We start from the raw sequence: 19,846 nt of genomic DNA, 5'->3' as shown, positions 1-19,846 counted from the left end.
GGTAATAATAAATGGATAAGAAAACAATTTACTTTATATGTACTGGTAATTCTTGTCGTAGTCAAATGGCTGAGGGCTGGGGAAGAGAAATACTCGGCGAAGAATGGAATGTTTACTCAGCAGGTATCGAAACGCATGGCGTAAATCCTAAGGCGATAGAAGCTATGAAAGAAATGGATATTGACATATCAAACCATACTTCTGATTTAATTGATAATAAAATTTTAAGACAATCAGACCTAGTTGTTACACTTTGTAGTGATGCTGATGAGAATTGTCCAGTCATCCCGCCTAATGTAAAAAAAGAACATTGGGGCTTTGATGACCCAGCAGGTAAATCTTGGTCAGAATTTCAACGTGTAAGAGATGAAATAGGTCAAAAGATCAAGCAATTTTATGATAATTAAGTTAATATAAAATTCAAAAACAGAGGATAAGCATTGTTATATGTGCTTATCCTCTGTTTTATATAATGATATTTGCTGCTTACCTTTTTCTGTTAGTTCTGCATATATTGTTGTGCCACATATAGGAAAACACCCATTGTAGAATAACTCTATATTTTTTGCTAAATCTTGCCTCGCTATGCTTTCAAGTGCTAATAAAAAATTTTTTCGCTTACATCTAAAGTTTTAAAATCTACACTTTATTCTTCTCTAATCGATAACAGTACATTATACACTAAATCTTGTTTTAACAACGTTCATCACCTCTTATTTATCTAGATGACGATACAAGGTTGCTCTACTTATATTTGTCTGTTCTTTTATCTCATCTAAAGTGTATTTTTTGCTCATATACATCTCAATAGCATCTCTAAGGTTATTATCATCGCGTTTGGGTCTACCTAAAGTTTTTCCTTTTTTTGCGTAATTTTCTAATCCTGCTCGTGTTCTAAATTTAACGATGTCACTTTGAAAGTCTGTAATATTATGTAATATTTCTAGAAATTCCCCTTTGATATCTTTATAAATATATCGATTTAAATTGATTACATATAAAGATATTTCCTCTTGTGAAAGATAATCTAATATATCTACTAAATGCTTCGTAGAATCTGCAAGTATACATAAATCCGTAATATATAACTTATCACCCGTCACTAGTTTCTTGCTTAAAAGAACATCTAATTCATTTCTATTTTTATTATTAGCATGAATTTCTTCAACAATTTCATTTGTATGGGTTTCGATTTTCTTTTTTTGTTCGTTTTTGAGACTAGAATTTTATGCCCTACTTACTTCTTTTATTTTCATTCAAATATTTGCTTGCATGATGAGTCGAAAATGCTTATAATATATTCAAATAAATATTTGAATGAAGATGGGATGATAATATGAAAAAGAAAGATACTTGTGAAATTTTTTGTTATGACGAAGAAAAGGTTAATCGAATACAAGGGGATTTACAAACAGTTGATATTTCTGGTGTTAGCCAAATGTTAAAGGCTATTGCCGATGAAAATAGAGCAAAAATTACTTACGCTCTGTGTCAGGATGAAGAGTTGTGTGTTTGTGATATAGCAAATATCTTAGGTATTACGATAGCAAATGCATCTCATCATTTACGTACGCTTTATAAGCAAGGGGTGGTCAACTTTAGAAAAGAAGGAAAACTAGCTTTCTATTCTTTAGATGATGAACATATCAGGCAGATAATGATGATCGCCCTAGCACATAAGAAAGAAGTGAAGGTCAATGTCTGAACAAAAGGTTAAACTAATGGAAGAAGAAATGAACGTCTATCGGGTCCAAGGATTTTCATGTGCAAATTGTGCAGGAAAGTTTGAGAAAAATGTTAAAAAGATTCCAGGCGTTCAGGACGCAAAAGTAAATTTTGGAGCTTCAAAAATTGATGTCTTCGGCAGTGCAACTGTTGAAGAACTAGAAAAGGCTGGTGCTTTTGAAAATCTTAAAGTGGCACCAGAGAAACCTAAAAGACGGGTAGAACCTGTGGTAATTAAAGATAAAAACGTTTACCGTGTGGAAGGATTTTCCTGCGCAAATTGTGCGGGGAAGTTTGAAAAAAATGTAAAACAAATAGCTGGAGTTGAGGATGCAAAAGTAAACTTTGGCGCTTCTAAAATTGATGTATATGGAAATGCATCGGTTGAAGAACTTGAAAAAGCAGGTGCTTTTGAGAATCTAAAAGTATCTCCTGAAAAACTAGCGAATCAAACGATACAAAGGGTTAAAGATGACACTAAGGCTCATAAAGAAGAGAAAACACCATTTTATAAAAAACATAGTACATTGCTGTTTGCCACACTACTAATTGCTTTTGGTTACCTTTCTCACTTTGTAAATGGAGAAGATAACCTCGTAACTTCCATGTTATTTGTAGGTTCTATTGTAATTGGCGGATATTCATTATTTAAAGTCGGTTTTCAAAATTTGATACGCTTTGATTTCGACATGAAAACCCTGATGACCGTTGCCGTTATTGGAGCTGCCATTATTGGTGAATGGGCAGAGGCATCTATTGTTGTTATTCTCTTTGCAATCAGTGAAGCACTTGAACGCTTCTCTATGGACAGAGCAAGACAATCCATACGTTCATTGATGGATATCGCCCCAAAAGAAGCACTAGTTAGACGAAATGGTCAGGAAATAATAATCCATGTGGACGATATCGCTGTGGGTGATATCATGATTGTCAAACCAGGGGAGAAAATTGCCATGGATGGAATCATTGTGAATGGCTTGTCGGCTGTCAATCAGGCAGCTATAACAGGAGAATCTGTTCCCGTCTCCAAAGCGGTAGATGACGAAGTATTTGCAGGTACGCTTAACGAAGAGGGACTAATTGAAGTAAAAATCACCAAATACGTAGAAGATACAACCATTGCCAAGATTATTCATCTTGTTGAAGAAGCACAAGGGGAGCGTGCTCCAGCCCAAGCATTCGTTGATAAATTTGCGAAATACTACACTCCGATCATTATGGTTATTGCAGCCTTGGTTGCAGTCGTTCCACCCCTATTCTTTGGTGGCAGTTGGGATACATGGGTTTATCAAGGATTAGCAGTTCTTGTAGTTGGATGTCCTTGTGCATTAGTTATTTCTACTCCAATCTCGATTGTCTCGGCAATTGGAAATGCAGCGAAAAAAGGTGTGTTGGTTAAAGGTGGTGTCTATCTCGAGAAATTAGGAGCCATTAAGACAGTCGCATTTGATAAAACAGGAACACTGACAAAAGGTGTACCAGTGGTAACAGATTTTGAAGTATTAAATGACCAAGTGGAAGAAAAAGAGCTATTCTCTACCATTACAGCTTTAGAATATCGTTCACAACATCCACTTGCTTCAGCAATAATGAAAAAGGCAGAGCAAGATAATATCCCTTATTCTAATGTACAAGTGGAAGAATTCACTTCGATTACTGGGCGAGGTATAAAAGGGATTGTAAACGGAACTACTTACTATATTGGAAGCCCAAAACTTTTCAAGGAATTAAATGTTTCCGATTTTAGCCTTGGGTTTGAAAACAATGTGAAAATCCTACAAAACCAAGGAAAAACAGCCATGATTATTGGAACGGAAAAAACAATTCTCGGCGTAATTGCCGTTGCAGATGAGGTTCGTGAAACAAGTAAAAATGTGATTCAAAAACTTCATCAGTTAGGTATCAAGCAAACAATTATGCTGACAGGTGATAATCAAGGTACTGCAAATGCAATCGGTACACATGTAGGCGTTTCTGATATTCAGTCTGAATTGATGCCACAGGATAAATTAGATTATATTAAAAAAATGCAATCGGAGTATGATAATGTAGCTATGATTGGCGATGGCGTTAATGATGCTCCAGCACTTGCTGCATCTACTGTTGGAATTGCAATGGGCGGTGCTGGAACGGATACTGCAATTGAAACAGCTGATATTGCATTAATGGGAGATGATTTAAGTAAGCTTCCATTTGCAGTAAGACTCAGTCGAAAAACTTTAAATATCATTAAAGCTAACATCACTTTTGCTATCGGAATTAAAATAATTGCCTTACTATTAGTTATCCCGGGATGGTTAACCCTTTGGATAGCGATTCTTTCCGATATGGGAGCTACTATTTTGGTAGCATTAAATAGTTTACGACTGATGAGAGTGAAGGATAAATAGGTAGAAAACAGAATAGTAAGGTCACGCTGTGCGCAATTCAAGGGGGCTTTTCAATTTGAAGAAAAGTCCTACCCCTAAAATATAAAATATTGGAGATGGAAAAATGATCGCAACGATACTTACAGCAGCTGCGGTATATGTAGCAACAGGAATTGATTATCTCGTTATATTAATTCTTTTGTTTTCGCAAGTAAAAAAAGGTCAGGTGAAACATATTTGGATAGGACAATATATAGGGACTGCAATTGTTATAGGAGCAAGTCTTTTAGTTGCACAGGGGGTTGTAAATTTAATTCCTCAGCAATGGGTTATCGGACTACTTGGACTTTTACCACTTTACTTAGGTGTGAAAATGTGGATTAAAGGAGAAGAGGATGAAGATGAAAGTAGTATTTTATCTTTATTCTCCTCTGGAAAATTTAATCAGTTATTTTTGACGATGACTTTCATCGTATTAGCTTCCAGTGCGGATGACTTTTCGATTTATATACCGTACTTCACGACCTTAAATATGTCTGAAATCTTTATTGCTGTTATTGTCTTTTTGATTATGGTTGCTGTTTTATGTTATGTCAGCTATCGCTTAGCTTCCTTAGATTTTGTATCAGAAAAAATTGAGAAATATGAACGTTGGATTGTACCTATTGTATTCATTGGGTTAGGGATTTATATATTGTTTGAAAATGGTACATTTAACGCTTTATTCTCATTTCTTTAACAATCGGAACGCTTTCTCTAATAAGAATCAGCGCTCGTTTGACATATAAGACCGCCTTTTGGGAGTCACGATAGAAGTCCAATTTCTTAATTTTAGAACTGAGAAATTGGACTTCTATATACCTCCTGACTCTAACCTTATTAACTTGTAATGCAAAATAACGATTAAAATAGGTGCAAAATAACTCCTAAAGTGACAAGCTAAGCATATCAATACATATATAATGTCTATTTAGGGTCTGCTCAAAACATACATTATTAAAAATATATTTATAGATTTTTTTGCATACCACATTAACTGAGAATTTGATTATTATAATCAAATTCTCAGTTAATGTGGTATTGTGTATTGCTATACATCCTAGCATAGGTGAAAGATTACTAATAACATTGAATGACATAAGACTGATGCGAGTTAAAGACTAATATTGTTTTATTTGAAGAGTAAAGAGAACTTCTTATAACTGCTAATTTTATTAGTCTAATTCTCGAGTTCCAATAAAATCTCTTAATGATATGAAATGTCACATTAAATACTTAAGAAACTGCACAGTTTCTTTGAAAATTTAGCTTAAGCTAAATAATTAGGAGTGAATTTTTCTTAACAGTTAAAGTTTGTACTTAGATTGGTGTGAGAATGAACTTTTATTTTTAACAAAAATTATCTTTCAAAGCCAACCAAAAATGCATGATTTGTTCGATGAAAGGAATCGTTACAGGAGGTATAATATTATGAAAAAAACAACAAGAAGTATTCTTAGAGTAAGTATTATACTAAGTATCATTATTTTATTAGGGGTCACTTTGTGGTTCAATTTAACTTCTGATAAAAAAACTGTACAAGTAGGGGATGAAGCAATAGATTTTCAACTAGAGACGTTGAAAGGTGGTCCAATACAATTATCAGATGTCAATTTAGAAAAAGTGTTATTTTGAATTTCTGGGGGACTTGGTGTAAACCGTGTCGTGAAGAAATGCCTGATATGAACCGAATTTATAATGAGGGACATGATGATTATGAGATCATTGCAATAAATGTTTCGGAGGATGGGCAGCAGATTAATCAGTTCTTATCCAGCTTAGATGAAAAACTTGATTTTCCAATCGCATTGGATCGAAACAGAGATGTGACTAAAGCTTATCAAGTCGGACCACTGCCGACGACAATAGCAATCAATAAAAACGGTATTGTCGTGGATAAGAAAGAATATCAATGCACAAGCACTTCCTAAAGGCTATTGTCGTTTACCAGTAATTGCCGGACCTTGTCCCCACGCAAATGCTTGTTTAGATTGTACGAACTTCTGTACAAGTAAACAATTTCTAAATGAACATGAAGAGCACTTAGACCGAACTAAAGAAATACTAAATAGGGCTAAACAGAACCAATGGCAGCGTCAGGTTGAAACTAACGAACGTGTGAAAAATAGATTAGAGCAGATTATTCATTCGTTAAAGGGGACGAATTAAGATGACTAGAAAGAGTAACACAACTGCCATAATTCAACTATCAAAAGAAAAGTCGGAGAAAACAAGAATTAGGGTTGAAAAGACAATTTCAGAGATGGCATTGAAAAAAGAGAAGATTAATTTTAACTCCGTTGCACAAAAGGCAAATGTTTCAAAGTCATGGCTTTACAAACAAAAAGATATTAGAAATAGAGTAGAGACATTAAGAGGGATGCAAATAAGTGAGTTAGTCCCCCGTAAACAAAGTAAAAGCCCCCGTTCAGAGGATGTGTTAATAAAGACCTTAAAAAACCGTATAAAGGCACTAGAAGAAGAAAACAAACAATTAAAGGATCAAGTTCAAATATTACATGGCAAGCTATTTTAGCAGCATTGTGCATCCTAAGATGTATCTCTAATTTTAATACAGAAGTGCATTGATAATCTGAACTTCTGTTTTTCTCGTTGGGATAACGGGACACTTTGGTATAAGAAAGCAAATCGATAATATAGTAAATAATACTTCCCTTGACCCTGTACTATGGTACAGGGTTTATACTTTATATGAGGTGAGATAAATGCAATTTCGTATTGGAGAACTGGCTGAGAAGTGCAGCGTTAATAAAGAGACTATTCGATATTATGAACGTATAGGCTTAATTTCAGAACCTGATCGTACGGAATCAGGATACCGCATGTATTCACAACAAATTATCGATCGATTGAATTTCATAAAAAGGATGCAGGAACTAGGCTTTACATTAAATGAAATTGACAAATTATTAGGAGTCGTCGATCGCAATGAATCGAAGTGCCGTGATATGTATGATTTCACTGTTCTTAAGTTAGAGGACATCCAGCGTAAAATTGAAGGTCTCAAAAGAATTGAACAAATGCTGGTGGATCTTAAAGAAAGATGTCCCGAAAACAAAGATATTTACGAATGCCCCATTATTGAAACACTGATGAAGAAATAAGAGGTGAAACAGGTAGAAGGCGTTGGCAAAACAGCCATTAAAGTCAGTGGAAGCACGGGCGAAGTAACGGTTTCCTTTGATGATAGGAAAACGGATTTACAGTTAATTAAGACGGCAATTTCGGATTTCGGTCTTGGAGTCGAGTAAAAGGAGGAATATTAATATGAAAAAGTATCGAGTAAACGTTCAAGGGATGACTTGCACGGGTTGTGAAGAGCATGTTGCTGTTGCTCTTGAAAACATGGGTGCAAAAGAGATTGAAGTGGATTTTCGTCGCGAAGAAGCTGTATTTGAGCTTCCGAATGACGTGGAGGTGGAAAGAGCGAAAAAGGCGATTTCTGAAGCCAAATACCAGACAGGAGAAACAGAAGAAGTACAACAGCAAGAAACGGTGCAACTTGGAGATGAAGGCGATTATGACTACATTATCATTGGTTCTGGTGGAGCATCCTTTTCATCTGCCATTGAAGCCGCGAAATACGGAGCGAACGTGGCAATCATCGAACGTGGCACAGTGGGTGGAACATGCGTGAACATCGGATGTGTTCCTTCAAAGACGCTGTTAAGAGCTGGAGAAATCAATCACATAGCAAAAAACAATCCGTTTTTAGGATTGCACACGTCAGCAGGCAATGTCGATTTGGCTCCATTGATTAAGCAGAAAAACGATTTGGTGACGGATCTTCGAAACTCGAAATATGTTGATTTAATTGATGACTACGGCTTTGAATTAATAAAAGGTGAAGCGAAATTCGTGGATGAAAAAACCGTCGAAGTGAATGGCAAGCAGTTATCAGCCAAACGATTTTTAATCGCGACAGGTGCTTCACCTGCTGTACCAAAGATTCCTGGATTAGAAGAGGTAGATTATTTAACAAGTACAACATTACTTGAATTAAAACAGGTTCCAAAGCGTCTTACAGTCATCGGTTCAGGATATATCGGTATGGAATTGGGACAACTATTCCATCATTTGGGTTCAGAAGTAACGTTGATGCAAAGAAGTCCACGACTGTTAAAGGAATACGATCCTGAAGTGTCAGAAGCGATCACGCAAGCATTAACAGAACAAGGGATTAATTTAGTAACAGGAGCATCCTTTGAACGAATCGAACAGGACGGAGACGTTAAAAAGGTTCATGTTGAAGTCAATGGCAAGAAGCGAATCATTGAAGCAGATCAATTACTAGTTGCCACTGGAAGAACACCAAATACGACGACTTTGAATTTAGAGGTAGCAGGTGTTGAAGTAGGCTCCCGTGGTGAAATTATAATCGATGAGTATTCAAAAACAACGAATTCAAGCATCTATGCGGCAGGAGATGTGACGCTTGGCCCTCAATTTGTATATGTGGCAGCTTATCAAGGTGGAATTGCAGCAGGAAATGCCATCGGAGGACTGAATAAAAAGCTGAATTTAGAAGTGGTTCCAGGGGTTACGTTTACAGCTCCAGCGATTGCAACCGTTGGTTTAACGGAGCAACAAGCAAAAGAAAAAGGCTATGAAGTGAAAACATCCGTCTTGCCTTTAGATGCCGTTCCGAGAGCCTTGGTTAATCGAGAAACAACAGGTGTTTTTAAATTAGTGGCAGACGCAAAAACAATGAAGATATTAGGAGCACATGTGGTAGCAGAAAATGCAGGAGAAGTAATTTATGCGGCGACACTGGCTGTCAAATTCGGTTTAACCGTGGAGGATCTCCGAGAAACCGTGGCTCCATATTTGACAATGGCAGAGGGATTAAAATTAGCTGCCCTTACGTTTGATAAAGATGTATCAAAATTATCTTGTTGTGCAGGTTGATCACCTTTCCAGTAAACCTTGATATACTCCTCAGTTAATGAAAATTTTTATAAAAGACGATTCTTCTCTTAGCGTAGAGACAATCGTCTTTTTTTCTTCTGAAAAATGTTTTAACGTGGGTTTTATGTCAAAATGATGGCGCTACCCCTTTTACGTATTTTCAAGTCATCAGATATGATATGTTAGAAACATTGAAGACATGTAGTTAAAGCAAAGGTAAGTATTGTGCTGTAATTTCTGTACTTTACTATTGATAATGTGCATCTCCTTCACTGGAGGAGCCATTCATATTTTCTTCCATAGAACCTTCATTGTCCTCATTCATGTTCATCTCTTCATTTGAATTCTTTTCATTGCTAGTATCTTCTACAGATGCTTCTTCGTCATTGCTTGTACAAGCTGATAAAACAATGACCATCATTAGAGAAAACAAGCTTATCAATAGGTTCTTTTTTCTCATACTTTACAATCCCTTCTTTCTACTTTTAATAAAGAACTTGTCATTCCTTTATGTATTAGACTAGATTATAATTTTCGAGAATCCGTGCATAAAATGAGTATTTAATATGACAAAAACTACATGTAAAATTAAGTTTAAAAAACGATCGTTTTTGATACAAAACCTCTTAACTTAATATTAAGAGGTTTTTCTTGGATATCGAAGTCTAAAAACTTGTGTTATAATCAATGTATCATAAATACCAAAAAATATGAGTTTTCAGACGATGAGAGCCGCGTTTATTTGCATCGAGAACTAGATTTCATTAGTAAGTACTCATAAAACGATTAAAAGAGGTGGTATTCAAATGGCTAAAATTGGTTATGCACGTGTATCAACACAAGATCAAAGTCTTGATGGACAGATTGATACACTTGAGGAATATGGTTGTGAACGTATCTTTAGCGAGAAAGCGAGTGGTCGCAAAACGAAACGAACGGAACTTGATAAATGCTTAGATTATTTACGTGAAGGCGATATTTTAGTTATCTATAAACTAGATCGTCTTGGCCGAACAACCAAGCAATTAATTGAGTTATCTCAATGGTTAGATGATAATAGTATTGATTTACATATTATAGATATGAACGTATCAACCAAAGATGCGATGGGCAAGATGTTCTTTACTATGATGAGTGCATTTGCTGAACTTGAAGCTAACTTATTAAGCGAACGTACGAAAAAAGGATTAGAAGCAGCAAGAGCTAGAGGGAGAAAAGGTGGAAGACCATCATTACCAGATCATAAAAAAAGAGAGATTAAATTCTTATATGATGAGCAAAAACTTACTGGCGAAGATATTGCTAAACAAACAGGTGTAAGTCGTTCTACAGTATATAGGATGCTTAAAGATTAAACTCTATGAAAAAATATATTACTTAAGGCTCTTATAGGTGTATCTAAATCATTTTATGAACATTGATTTTATGTTGAGTTTTTGAACATATTATATACTGATATTCATAGATTTTGGATTATGAAGAAAGAGTGTACAGAAAATAACTGTTTTCTGTACACTCTTAAATTATTTTAATGATTCTGGAAAATCTTGATAGCCTTCTCTAATATTTACGACATTTTCAAATCCTTTGTTTTCTAAGATACCCACGGCGATTGAACTTCTAACACCTGACTGACAATGTACGTATATTTTATCCTCTTTATTAAATGGAATATTTTCATTTAATAATTTACCATGCGGAATATTGACTGCTTGATCTAAGTGCCCATTATTCCACTCTTCTTCATTACGTACGTCAAGTATATATTCTTCTTTACCAGTCATATCAACGCTATGGATGGATTGGGTTAAAATTTCTGATTTTGGTAAACGATAACCTGCTACATTATCAAATCCAATTAATTGTAAAGTATGCGCTGCTTGTTCAACGGTAGATTTATCACCAATTAAATCTATACTATTTTCATAGTCTAAATACCAACCGATTTGGTTAATAAAGTTTTTGTTGTAAGGAATATTGATTGTCCCTTTAGTATGACCACCATGAAAGGCTTCTTTGCTACGAAGATCAAATGCTATTCTTTCATTGCTTAAACTAGGATAAACATTGTATGGTTGATATAATTCCATACCAAATTGGTTAATTTTTTTCATTTGTGTAAAATGATGTGGTGGCGCTGGTTGATTTGATGTTAATGTTTCAATGAATTTAATTTCATCAGTTTCACTAAATGCCCAGTTATTTATTTTTTCATAACCTAGCGTAGACATTGGTACGGCGCCTAATGCTTTACCACAAGGACTTCCAGCACCGTGGCCTGGCCAAATTTGAATATAATCTGGTAAATCTTTAACACTTTCTATAGATTGATACATTTGTTTCGCACTAACTTCTGTAGAACCTTCGACTTGAACTGATTTTTCTAGTAAATCGGGTCTACCGATATCACCAACAAAAATAAAGTCACCACTAAATAAACCCATTGGAACACTTGAGCCGCCACCTTCATCCGTGAGTAAGAAACTAATACTCTCTGGGGTATGACCAGGTGTATGCAATACTTCTAATTTAATGTTACCTACATGAATAATATCTTGATGTTTAACAAAATGTGTTTGTTCTGGCATATTACGATAACTTAATTCATCGTCACCTTCGCCAGATACATATACGTTTGCATTTAATTGTTCTGCCACATCTCTAATGCCTGAAGCAAAATCAGCGTGGATATGGGTTTCTGCAGCTTGTGTAATTGTAAAACCTTCGCTATCTGCAACTTCCATATATTTTGTTAAGTCACGTACAGGGTCAATTATTATTGCCTCTCCTGTGCGTTGACAGCCAACTAAATAAGATGCTTGAGATAAATTGTTATCGTAAAATTGTTTAAAAAACATATAAAGAACTCCTTATTTTAATAGATTTAATTAAATAAATAAATTATGACTCGCGTTTTCAGTATCACCTATATAAGTGCCTACACCGCCGTACTCAACTTCGTCTCTTAATTCTTCTTTCTTAATGCCCATGACATCCATGCTCATCGTACATGCGATTAATTTGATATCTTGGTCGATTGCTTGGTCGATAAGTGATGGTAATGAATCAACATTTTTCTTTTTCATTACGTAGCGCATCATGATATTACCTAAACCGAACATATTCATTTTAGAGAGTGGCATTTTCAAGGGTGTTTTTGGCAACATAAAATCAAACATTTTTGCGATACCTTTCTTTTTAACGTTAGCTGTTTGCGCTTTTTTCAACGCGTTAAGTCCCCAGAAAGTGAAAAAGATGGTTACATCTCTTCCTGCAGCTTTAGCACCATTCGCAATAATCATTGCTGCCACTGCTTTATCTAATTCTCCACTAAATAGTACAATTGTAGTGCCTTTAGACGTATGACTCACTTCTAAATCTTTGGGTTGTTCTTTTTGAATAATCGCTTTAATTTCATTGTCACCCCCATCAAGTTTTACTAATGTGTGTCCCGTTTGTTTCGCCCAGCTTTTAATATCACTTGCGAATCCTGGATCTGTGACTGTAACCTCAATTTGGTCACCTTCTTGAATATTTTTTACTTCTTTACTGATATTTACAATAGGGCCTGGACATTGAAGACCACTATAGTTTAATTGTTTACGCTCTGCTTTAATTTCTACATTTGTGTTTTCTTCTTTTGTATCATCGCTGACGTTTTTTTCTTCATAAGCTTTATAGCCGCCGTCTAAATTTACAACGTCATAACCTTGTTCAGCTAAATATTTACTAGCTTTAGCACTTCTGTTACCACTTTTACAGTGTACATAATAGGTTTTATTTTTGTCTTTATTGAACGACTCAATCTCATCTACAGGATGCAGTGTGGAACCATTGATGTGCCCCAATTCATATTCTTCTTGTGTTCTTACATCAATCAATTGACCTTGAGAAGTTAATTTTTCTAATTCTGATTTACTTAAATCATTAATATGTTTTTCATTATATTGTTTCATAATAACCTCCTGTTAAATACCTATAAGGGTATGTTAAAAGATATAACTCTTTTTGTCAAATACCCCCGCACGTATTTGACAAACTTGTTTTAATTTATTATTATGACTCTATTCAATTAAAAGTGGAGGAAATTACTATGAATTATGATAAAAACATGATCAATCGTATTAATAGAGTACAAGGGCAATTAAATGGCGTTGTAAAAATGATGGAAGAAGAAAAGCATTGTAAAGATGTGATTACGCAACTTAGTGCTTCAAAAAGTTCATTACAAAGATTAATGGGGATTATTATTAGCGAAAATTTAATTGAATGCGTCAATTCAGCTGATGACAACAATGAAGATTCACAAGAAATCATTAATGAAGCTGTTAACTTATTGGTGAAAAGTAAATAATGGATATTATAAATATTATCATTATGTTGCTCATCGGAGTGTTCGGAGGATTTATATCTGGTCTAGTAGGTATAGGTGGCGCTATTATTATTTACCCAGCCATTTTATTGTTACCGCCACTATTTGGGGCTCCTGCATATAGCGCGTATATCGCATCAGGACTTACTTCTAGCCAAGTCTTTTTCAGTACCTTAAGTGGCTCTTTGAAAGCAAGAAAAAAACCAGAATTCTCACCCCAGTTGGTCCTTTATATGGGAGGAGGTATGATTATAGGGAGCATGTTAGGGGCTTTGCTAGCAAATTTATTTGATGCTACATTTGTAAATATGGTGTATATTATCATTGCTTTACTTGCATTAATATTAATGTTTATTAACGTAAAACCTAGTTCAGACCAATCTTCCTTTAATAAGCCTTTATTGGTTATTGTGGGTCTTTTTGTTGGCATCATTTCGGGTATAGTTGGAGCAGGCGGCGCCTTTATTATTATTCCTATATTATTAGTTTTATTCAAATTACCAATGAATACGGTGGTTGCTAATAGTATAGTAATTGCTTTTATATCTTCAATTGGCGCCTTTATCATTAAACTTATACAAGGTTACATTCCTTTAGAAGATGCGTTATTTTTAATAATAGGGAGTATTATTTTCGCTCCGTTAGGTTTAAAATTAGGTAAAAAAGTCCCTAGTTTTGTACAAAAGTGGATCATCAGTATTTTAATTATTATTGCGATTATTCAAATTGTTTTATAAATAAGAAAGAGAAGTACAACTAATATTTGTACTTCTCTTTCTTATTTATAAAGTTAAAAAATTCTCATATAGCAAGTAAATTGACATGCTACATTCGTTTGTATGATTAGGGTGTATGAGAAAGGGTGTTAAAAATGATAGTTGGATATGCAAGAGTTTCTACCGTTGATCAAAATTTGGATAGACAAATTGAAAATTTGCAATCTTTTGGTGCTGAGAAAATCTTCACTGAAAAACAATCAGGGAAATCTATAGAAAATCGACCTGTATTTCAAGAAGTATTAAATTTTTTAAGAATGGGAGATCGTTTAATTATTGAGTCTATTGATAGACTAGGAAGAAATTACGATGAAATAATCCAAACAGTTAATTATTTAAAAGATAAAGAAGTTCAATTAATGATAACGAGTTTACCCATGATGAATGAAGTGATTGGTAATCCATTACTAGATAAGTTTATGAAAGATTTAATCATTCAAATATTGGCAATGATTTCAGAACAAGAAAGAAATGAAAGTAAACGTCGACAAGCTCAAGGTATTAAAGTAGTCAAAGAAAAAGGTATTTATAAAGGAAGACCTGTTCTGTATTCTCCCGATGCTAAAGACCCTCAAAAAAGACTTGTTTATTATCGTATTGTTGAACTACTGAATAAAGAAATGTCAATTAGTAAGATAGCTAAAAAAGTCGGTATAACAAGGCAAACTATATACAGAATTAAAAAAGAAAGAAAATATTAAGAGAAGTACATTTGATATTAAAATCCTGCGCAGTTTCTATGGAGTTCAGCAATTATCGGTTTATTTACTAAATAGAATGGGAATTAATTTAAGAGATTTAGATTTCATTGGAGGTGTATCAAATGACTGATAAACAATATTACAATCTGGTTCAAACGCTACATGAATGTATGGAAGCGTGTAATCATTGTTACGATGCCTGTTTGAAGGAAAAAGACATGACAATGATGGCAGAGTGCATCCGTCTGGATCGTGAATGCGCAGACATCTGTGCATTTTTAGAACAATCGCTAACAAGAAATTCACCATTTGCTTCTGATTTGGCGACAATATGCGCCAAAGTATGCGGAGCATGTGGTAATGAATGTCAGAAGCATAACCATGACCATTGTCAAAATTGTGCAGAGACGTGCTTTAAATGTGTAGAAGCTTGTAAAGAAATCGCGTAAACAAAACCAAATAATATAAGGAGTGGCACATTGGAGATAAAGCCCCCATGTGCCACGTTTTTATTTCTTGCAACTAAAGAAACGAATATAAAATAAGTATGTGCCTGGAAACACAGCAATTTAACCCAGCAATATGAATATACCTCTTGGACGTCGGTTTACCACAGTCATAATGATAATCAGGATATCAAGTATAAAACCAGCGCCTTTGCCTAGTTTGCTCTCAACTTCAATATTCCCCCATGCAATGCCACAATTTCTTTGGCGATGGACAAACCAAGACTAAAGTTTCTATTTAAATGGCTATCAAATTTTCTGAACGCTGAAAAATAAAAAATACTAAATAATATATACGTCCAGGGGGTATATGTTATACTCACATTATCTTATTACTATCTCTAAAAATATAAAATTAGGAGGTTTTATTTTGCCGAATAATGAAAAACATCAAAATCATGAGAATCATAGCCATCAAGAACATGAGAATCACGCTAGTCATGGCGATCATGCACATCATCATCATGGGAATTTTAAAAGTAAATTCTTTATTTCTTTGATTTTTGCGATACCGATTATTATTTTATCACCCATGATGGGGGTTAAATTACCGTTTCAATTTTCATTTACAGGGTCAGATTGGATTGTATTAATTCTTGCTACTATTTTATTCTTTTATGGAGGAAAGCCATTTTTATCAGGGGCTAAAGATGAAATTTCAACTAAAAAACCTGGAATGATGACGCTTGTTGCTCTAGGTATTTCAGTTGCTTATATTTATAGTTTATACGCCTTTTATATGAATAATTTCAGTGGTTCATCCACACATACAATGGACTTTTTCTGGGAATTAGCGACTTTAATTTTAATCATGTTATTAGGTCATTGGATTGAAATGAACGCAGTAGGTAATGCAGGCAATGCACTGAAGAAAATGGCAGAACTTTTACCTAATACTGCAGTGAAACTGATTGATAATAATCAACGAGAAGAAGTTAAAATATCAGATATTTATATTGACGATATTGTGGAAGTCAGAGCAGGCGAAAGTATACCCACAGACGGAATCATTGTTCAAGGAGAAACATCAATTGATGAATCATTAGTTACTGGCGAATCAAAAAAAGTTCATAAAACTCATAATGATGATGTTATTGGGGGTTCAATTAATGGTTCAGGCACAGTACAAGTTAAAGTGACAGCTACGGGTGAAAACGGCTACCTATCTCAAGTTATGGGTCTTGTTAACCAAGCGCAAAACGATAAGTCAAAAGCTGAACTCCTCTCGGATAAAGTCGCAGGTTATTTGTTTTACTTTGCCGTAGGAATTGGGCTGATTTCATTTATTGTATGGATGCTTATTCAAAATAACGTTGATTTCGCACTCGAACGACTTGTAACCGTATTAGTTATTGCTTGTCCTCATGCATTGGGATTGGCAATACCTTTAGTTACAGCACGTTCTACTTCTATAGGCGCACATAATGGTTTAATCATAAAAAACAGAGAATCTGTAGAAATCGCACAACACATTGATTACATCATGATGGATAAAACTGGGACACTTACTGAAGGTAACTTTTCAGTGAATCACTATGAAAGTTTTACGAACGAGCTAAATAATGAAGAAATATTGAGTCTATTTACTTCATTAGAAAGTAACTCTAATCATCCACTTGCCACTGGTATTGTTGATTTTGCTAAAGGCAAAAATATTTCATATGCTACTCCTCAAGAAGTTAATAATATTCCAGGTGTAGGCTTAGAAGGCACAGTTGATAATAAAAAACTCAAAATAGTGAATGTTTCTTATCTCGATAAAAGCAATTTTGATTATAATAAAGAACAATTTACGAATCTCGCTCAACAAGGGAATTCTATTAGTTATCTAATTCATGACCGACAAGTTATTGGTATTATTGCACAAGGCGATAAAATTAAAGAAAGTTCAAAACAAATGGTTTCGGATTTATTATCGAGAAACATTACGCCAGTCATGCTTACAGGCGATAATAAAGAAGTGGCACAAACAGTGGCTGAAGAATTAGGTATTAGTGATGTCCACGCGCAATTGATGCCCGAAGATAAAGAAAGTATTATCCAAGATTATCAAAGCAATGGTAGCAAAATCATGATGGTTGGTGATGGTATCAATGATGCGCCAAGCCTTATTAGAGCAGATATTGGTATGGCAATTGGCGCAGGGACAGATGTAGCTGTTGAATCGGGGGATGTCATACTCGTTAAAAGTAATCCTTCTGATATTATCAATTTTTTGTCCCTTTCAAAAAATACGATGAAAAAAATGGTTCAAAATTTATGGTGGGGTGCAGGATATAACGTGATTGCAGTTCCTCTTGCAGCTGGTATATTAGCTTCTATTGGTTTAATATTATCACCTGCTGTGGGTGCAATACTTATGTCTTTAAGTACGATCATCGTAGCAATTAATGCATTTACATTAAAATTAAAATAAAAGAGGTAAATATAATGTATAAAAAAATGTTCACAATTTTAATTACGTTATTTTCTATAATGTTTATGGTTCCTAATGATACTTTTGCAGAAGGTAAGCACAACATGATGGACATGAAAGAAAATGATCAAAAGCGAAATGATATGATGGATATGAAAAGTCATGACGAAAGAAAAAATTTGAATTCTTCACAAGGAAAAAATGAAATAACATTTCCCAAAGTTTTAGATCCTAAAAAAGGTAACAATGGTTATAAAAGTTATACATTAAAAGCGCAGAAAGGAAAGACAGAATTTTACAAAGGTAATTTCTCTAACACTTTAGGATACAATGGAAATTTACTTGGGCCAACTTTAAAATTAAAAAAAGGAGATAAGGTTAAAATTAAGTTAGTCAACAACTTAGATGAAAATACAACATTTCATTGGCATGGGTTAGAAATAGATGGAAAAGTGGATGGAGGCCCTTCTCAAGTTATAAAACCAGGAAAAGAAAAAACAATAAAATTTGAGGTTAAACAAGAGGCTGCTACATTATGGTATCATCCCCACCCCTCCCCAAATACAGCTAAACAAGTTTATAATGGTTTATCAGGGTTATTATATATAGAGGATGACAAAAAGAATAATTATCCTAGCAATTATGGGAAAAATGATTTGCCTATAATAATCCAAGATAAAACATTTGTATCTAAAAAATTAAATTATACAAAAACGAAAGATGAAGATGGTACTCAAGGTGATACAGTCCTTGTGAATGGGAAAGTAGATCCTAAATTAACAACAAAAGAAGGAAAAATACGTTTGAGACTTTTAAATGGCTCCAATGCTCGGGATTTAAATCTTAAGCTAAGTAATAATCAAAGTTTTGAATATATTGCTTCAGAAGGCGGCCATTTAGAAAAGACTAAAAAGTTAAAAGAAATTAATTTAGCTCCTTCAGCAAGAAAAGAAATAGTAATAGATTTATCTAAAATGAAAGAAGAAAAAGTCAATCTTGTTGATAATGATGAAACAGTAATTTTACCAATTATTAACAAAGAAAAAAGTACTAACAAAGACACTACTCCAAAAGTAGATAAAAAAATCAAATTAGAAGGTATGGACGATAATGTTACTATTAATGGCAAAAAATTCGATCCTAACAGAATAGATTTCACACAAAAGGTAAACCGGAAAGAAACTTGGGAAATTGAAAACGTCAAAGATAAAATGGGTGGTATGAAGCACCCGTTCCATATCCACGGAACGCAATTTAAAGTTTTATCAGTGGATGGGAAGAAACCTTCAGAAGATATGAGAGGCAAAAAAGACGTTATATCTCTGGAACCTGGACAAAAAGCCAAAATAGAAGTGGTTTTTAAAAATACTGGGACATACATGTTCCATTGTCACATACTTGAGCATGAAGATAATGGAATGATGGGACAAATAAAAGTAACAAAATAATTTATAAGGAGAATTCAATATGATGAAAAAATTGAGCTCAATTATAGTAGCTTCAGGATTAGTATTATCAGCTTGTTCAACTGGTAACGAAGAAGAAGAAAATTCTAAAGATCAAAAACAAGAAAAACATATGAATCATAAGAGTGAAAGTAAAGCCCCAGATAATATGAAAAGTACAGATGACAGTAAATATAAAAAGGACGATAAAATAACAATTACAGCTGATCATATGCCTGGTATGAAAAATGCTAAAGGTACAGTTAAAGGTGCTTACAAAACCTATGCTTATGTCGTGAGTTACACACCTACAAATGGTGATGAAAAAGTTAATAATCACAAATGGGTCGTTAATGAGGAAGTTGCAGATGCCCCTGAAAATGGATTCAAGAAAGGTGATACAGTTAAATTAGAAGCTGACCATATGCCTGGTATGAAAGGTGCAGAAGCTCAAATTGATGATGTAGAAAAAACAACCGTTTATATGGTGGATTATAAATCAACAGAAAACGATGAGATGGTTAAAAATCATAAATGGATGACAACTGACGAACTAAAATCTCGTTAA

20 protein-coding genes and 2 pseudogenes are annotated in these 19,846 nt (G+C 34.3%); 18 read left to right on the top strand and 4 right to left on the bottom strand.

The features are described 5' to 3' along the window. The first annotated feature begins 11 nt into the window (after nt 1-11). Complete coding sequence (gene arsC / locus PYW31_RS13375) at nt 12-407, top strand: arsenate reductase (thioredoxin) (RefSeq protein ID WP_046836473.1); 396 nt, start codon at nt 12-14, stop codon at nt 405-407. 306 nt (nt 408-713) lie between these two features. On the opposite strand, the pseudogene PYW31_RS13370 reads toward arsC, so the two are convergent. Then, nucleotides 714-1,211, bottom strand: a pseudogene (locus PYW31_RS13370) (recombinase family protein); the annotation flags it as partial. 125 nt (nt 1,212-1,336) lie between these two features. Between PYW31_RS13370 and cadC the strand changes: the two are divergent. The 9 genes and pseudogenes from cadC (at nt 1,337) to merA (ending at nt 9,062) form a co-directional block, all read left to right on the top strand. Continuing rightward, on the top strand, nt 1,337-1,705 hold the full coding sequence (gene cadC, locus PYW31_RS13365; protein WP_002510811.1) for a Cd(II)/Pb(II)/Zn(II)-sensing metalloregulatory transcriptional repressor CadC: 369 nt from the start codon (nt 1,337-1,339) through the stop codon (nt 1,703-1,705). Continuing rightward, nucleotides 1,698-4,115: a cadmium-translocating P-type ATPase CadA gene (locus tag PYW31_RS13360; protein WP_019467776.1), complete on the top strand. Its 2,418-nt coding sequence runs from the start codon at nt 1,698-1,700 to the stop codon at nt 4,113-4,115. Before cadC ends, PYW31_RS13360 begins: the two co-directional genes overlap by 8 nt. 103 nt (nt 4,116-4,218) lie before the next feature. Beyond that, nucleotides 4,219-4,833: a CadD family cadmium resistance transporter gene (locus PYW31_RS13355; RefSeq protein WP_013730037.1), complete on the top strand. Its 615-nt coding sequence runs from the start codon at nt 4,219-4,221 to the stop codon at nt 4,831-4,833. A 731-nt stretch (nt 4,834-5,564) separates the two neighbouring features. Continuing rightward, the gene (locus PYW31_RS13350; RefSeq protein WP_228070300.1) at nt 5,565-5,768 is read left to right on the top strand and encodes a thioredoxin domain-containing protein; all 204 of its coding nucleotides are present in this window, start codon (nt 5,565-5,567) and stop codon (nt 5,766-5,768) included. Nucleotides 5,769-5,806: 38 nt separating this feature from the next. Further along, nucleotides 5,807-6,064 carry a redoxin family protein gene (locus PYW31_RS13345; RefSeq protein WP_234446432.1) on the top strand — a complete coding sequence of 86 codons (258 nt, stop codon included), beginning with the start codon at nt 5,807-5,809 and terminating at the stop codon, nt 6,062-6,064. Continuing rightward, nucleotides 6,021-6,302: pseudogene (locus tag PYW31_RS13340) on the top strand (transposase); the annotation flags it as partial. The gene PYW31_RS13345 and the pseudogene PYW31_RS13340, both read left to right, overlap by 44 nt. A 1-nt stretch (nt 6,303) precedes the next feature. Continuing rightward, nucleotides 6,304-6,669 carry a DUF6262 family protein gene (locus PYW31_RS13335; protein WP_046836472.1) on the top strand — a complete coding sequence of 122 codons (366 nt, stop codon included), beginning with the start codon at nt 6,304-6,306 and terminating at the stop codon, nt 6,667-6,669. 190 nt (nt 6,670-6,859) lie between these two features. Beyond that, nucleotides 6,860-7,258, top strand: a complete 399-nt coding sequence (merR1, locus tag PYW31_RS13330; protein ID WP_046836471.1) for a mercury resistance transcriptional regulator MerR1 — start codon at nt 6,860-6,862, stop codon at nt 7,256-7,258. 163 nt (nt 7,259-7,421) lie between these two features. Next, a complete protein-coding gene (gene merA / locus PYW31_RS13325; protein ID WP_046836469.1) occupies nt 7,422-9,062 on the top strand; it encodes a mercury(II) reductase in 1,641 nt (546 codons plus the stop codon). A gap of 247 nt (nt 9,063-9,309) precedes the next feature. Here merA and PYW31_RS13320 read toward each other — a convergent pair whose 3' ends face one another. Beyond that, on the bottom strand, nt 9,310-9,522 hold the full coding sequence (locus tag PYW31_RS13320; RefSeq protein ID WP_046836468.1) for a hypothetical protein: 213 nt from the start codon (nt 9,520-9,522) through the stop codon (nt 9,310-9,312). 346 nt (nt 9,523-9,868) lie between these two features. Between PYW31_RS13320 and PYW31_RS13315 the strand changes: the two genes are divergently transcribed. After that, nucleotides 9,869-10,417, top strand: a complete 549-nt coding sequence (locus tag PYW31_RS13315) for a recombinase family protein (RefSeq protein ID WP_046466193.1) — start codon at nt 9,869-9,871, stop codon at nt 10,415-10,417. 168 nt (nt 10,418-10,585) lie between these two features. On the opposite strand, the gene cstB is transcribed toward PYW31_RS13315, so the two are convergent. Together cstB and cstA are read right to left on the bottom strand one after the other, a co-directional pair. Continuing rightward, complete coding sequence (gene cstB, locus PYW31_RS13310; RefSeq protein ID WP_031863947.1) at nt 10,586-11,920, bottom strand: persulfide dioxygenase-sulfurtransferase CstB; 1,335 nt, start codon at nt 11,918-11,920, stop codon at nt 10,586-10,588. A 30-nt stretch (nt 11,921-11,950) separates the two neighbouring features. Then, nucleotides 11,951-13,018, bottom strand: a complete 1,068-nt coding sequence (cstA, locus tag PYW31_RS13305; protein WP_012816716.1) for a persulfide response sulfurtransferase CstA — start codon at nt 13,016-13,018, stop codon at nt 11,951-11,953. Nucleotides 13,019-13,155: 137 nt separating this feature from the next. On the opposite strand from cstA, the gene cstR reads away from it, so the two are divergent. The 7 genes from cstR to PYW31_RS13270 all read left to right on the top strand — a co-directional run bounded on the left by cstR (nt 13,156) and on the right by PYW31_RS13270 (nt 19,846). Beyond that, on the top strand, nt 13,156-13,416 hold the full coding sequence (gene cstR, locus PYW31_RS13300) for a persulfide-sensing transcriptional repressor CstR (protein WP_031863946.1): 261 nt from the start codon (nt 13,156-13,158) through the stop codon (nt 13,414-13,416). Beyond that, complete coding sequence (locus tag PYW31_RS13295) at nt 13,416-14,171, top strand: sulfite exporter TauE/SafE family protein (protein ID WP_031863945.1); 756 nt, start codon at nt 13,416-13,418, stop codon at nt 14,169-14,171. Before cstR ends, PYW31_RS13295 begins: the two co-directional genes overlap by 1 nt. A gap of 134 nt (nt 14,172-14,305) precedes the next feature. Then, nucleotides 14,306-14,911, top strand: a complete 606-nt coding sequence (locus tag PYW31_RS13290; protein WP_031917995.1) for a recombinase family protein — start codon at nt 14,306-14,308, stop codon at nt 14,909-14,911. 122 nt (nt 14,912-15,033) lie between these two features. Beyond that, entirely contained in the window at nt 15,034-15,360 is a 327-nt protein-coding gene (locus PYW31_RS13285; protein ID WP_031917994.1) for a four-helix bundle copper-binding protein, read from the top strand. Nucleotides 15,361-15,787: 427 nt separating this feature from the next. Continuing rightward, nucleotides 15,788-17,833 carry a copper-translocating P-type ATPase CopB gene (gene copB, locus PYW31_RS13280; RefSeq protein ID WP_080947926.1) on the top strand — a complete coding sequence of 682 codons (2,046 nt, stop codon included), beginning with the start codon at nt 15,788-15,790 and terminating at the stop codon, nt 17,831-17,833. A 14-nt stretch (nt 17,834-17,847) separates the two neighbouring features. After that, nucleotides 17,848-19,281 carry a multi-copper oxidase Mco gene (gene mco, locus PYW31_RS13275; RefSeq protein ID WP_046836467.1) on the top strand — a complete coding sequence of 478 codons (1,434 nt, stop codon included), beginning with the start codon at nt 17,848-17,850 and terminating at the stop codon, nt 19,279-19,281. A gap of 19 nt (nt 19,282-19,300) precedes the next feature. Next, nucleotides 19,301-19,846 (top strand): YdhK family protein, encoded by a 546-nt coding sequence (locus PYW31_RS13270; RefSeq protein ID WP_002510756.1) that lies wholly within the window; start codon nt 19,301-19,303, stop codon nt 19,844-19,846.

The sequence above is a fragment of the Staphylococcus succinus genome (genome assembly GCF_029024945.1).
GTDB classification, from domain to species: Bacteria; Bacillota; Bacilli; order Staphylococcales; family Staphylococcaceae; genus Staphylococcus; species Staphylococcus succinus.
Note: the sequence above shows the minus strand (reverse complement) of the source record. Positions and strands in the feature narration are given on the sequence as shown.

What these genes read in the sequence shown, in the direction of transcription:
- PYW31_RS13345 (WP_234446432.1), top strand. Translation starts at nt 5,807, where the DNA reads ATGCCTGATATGAACCGAATTTATAATGAGGGACATGATGATTATGAG.
- PYW31_RS13285 (WP_031917994.1), top strand. Translation starts at nt 15,034, where the DNA reads ATGACTGATAAACAATATTACAATCTGGTTCAAACGCTACATGAATGT.
- cadC (WP_002510811.1), top strand. Translation starts at nt 1,337, where the DNA reads ATGAAAAAGAAAGATACTTGTGAAATTTTTTGTTATGACGAAGAAAAG.
- cstA (WP_012816716.1), bottom strand. Translation starts at nt 13,018, where the DNA reads ATGAAACAATATAATGAAAAACATATTAATGATTTAAGTAAATCAGAA.
- PYW31_RS13355 (WP_013730037.1), top strand. Translation starts at nt 4,219, where the DNA reads ATGATCGCAACGATACTTACAGCAGCTGCGGTATATGTAGCAACAGGA.
- mco (WP_046836467.1), top strand. Translation starts at nt 17,848, where the DNA reads ATGTATAAAAAAATGTTCACAATTTTAATTACGTTATTTTCTATAATG.
- merR1 (WP_046836471.1), top strand. Translation starts at nt 6,860, where the DNA reads ATGCAATTTCGTATTGGAGAACTGGCTGAGAAGTGCAGCGTTAATAAA.
- PYW31_RS13335 (WP_046836472.1), top strand. Translation starts at nt 6,304, where the DNA reads ATGACTAGAAAGAGTAACACAACTGCCATAATTCAACTATCAAAAGAA.
- PYW31_RS13290 (WP_031917995.1), top strand. Translation starts at nt 14,306, where the DNA reads ATGATAGTTGGATATGCAAGAGTTTCTACCGTTGATCAAAATTTGGAT.
- cstB (WP_031863947.1), bottom strand. Translation starts at nt 11,920, where the DNA reads ATGTTTTTTAAACAATTTTACGATAACAATTTATCTCAAGCATCTTAT.
- PYW31_RS13270 (WP_002510756.1), top strand. Translation starts at nt 19,301, where the DNA reads ATGATGAAAAAATTGAGCTCAATTATAGTAGCTTCAGGATTAGTATTA.
- cstR (WP_031863946.1), top strand. Translation starts at nt 13,156, where the DNA reads ATGAATTATGATAAAAACATGATCAATCGTATTAATAGAGTACAAGGG.
- merA (WP_046836469.1), top strand. Translation starts at nt 7,422, where the DNA reads ATGAAAAAGTATCGAGTAAACGTTCAAGGGATGACTTGCACGGGTTGT.
- arsC (WP_046836473.1), top strand. Translation starts at nt 12, where the DNA reads ATGGATAAGAAAACAATTTACTTTATATGTACTGGTAATTCTTGTCGT.
- PYW31_RS13350 (WP_228070300.1), top strand. Translation starts at nt 5,565, where the DNA reads ATGAAAAAAACAACAAGAAGTATTCTTAGAGTAAGTATTATACTAAGT.
- PYW31_RS13360 (WP_019467776.1), top strand. Translation starts at nt 1,698, where the DNA reads ATGTCTGAACAAAAGGTTAAACTAATGGAAGAAGAAATGAACGTCTAT.
- PYW31_RS13295 (WP_031863945.1), top strand. Translation starts at nt 13,416, where the DNA reads ATGGATATTATAAATATTATCATTATGTTGCTCATCGGAGTGTTCGGA.
- PYW31_RS13315 (WP_046466193.1), top strand. Translation starts at nt 9,869, where the DNA reads ATGGCTAAAATTGGTTATGCACGTGTATCAACACAAGATCAAAGTCTT.
- PYW31_RS13320 (WP_046836468.1), bottom strand. Translation starts at nt 9,522, where the DNA reads ATGAGAAAAAAGAACCTATTGATAAGCTTGTTTTCTCTAATGATGGTC.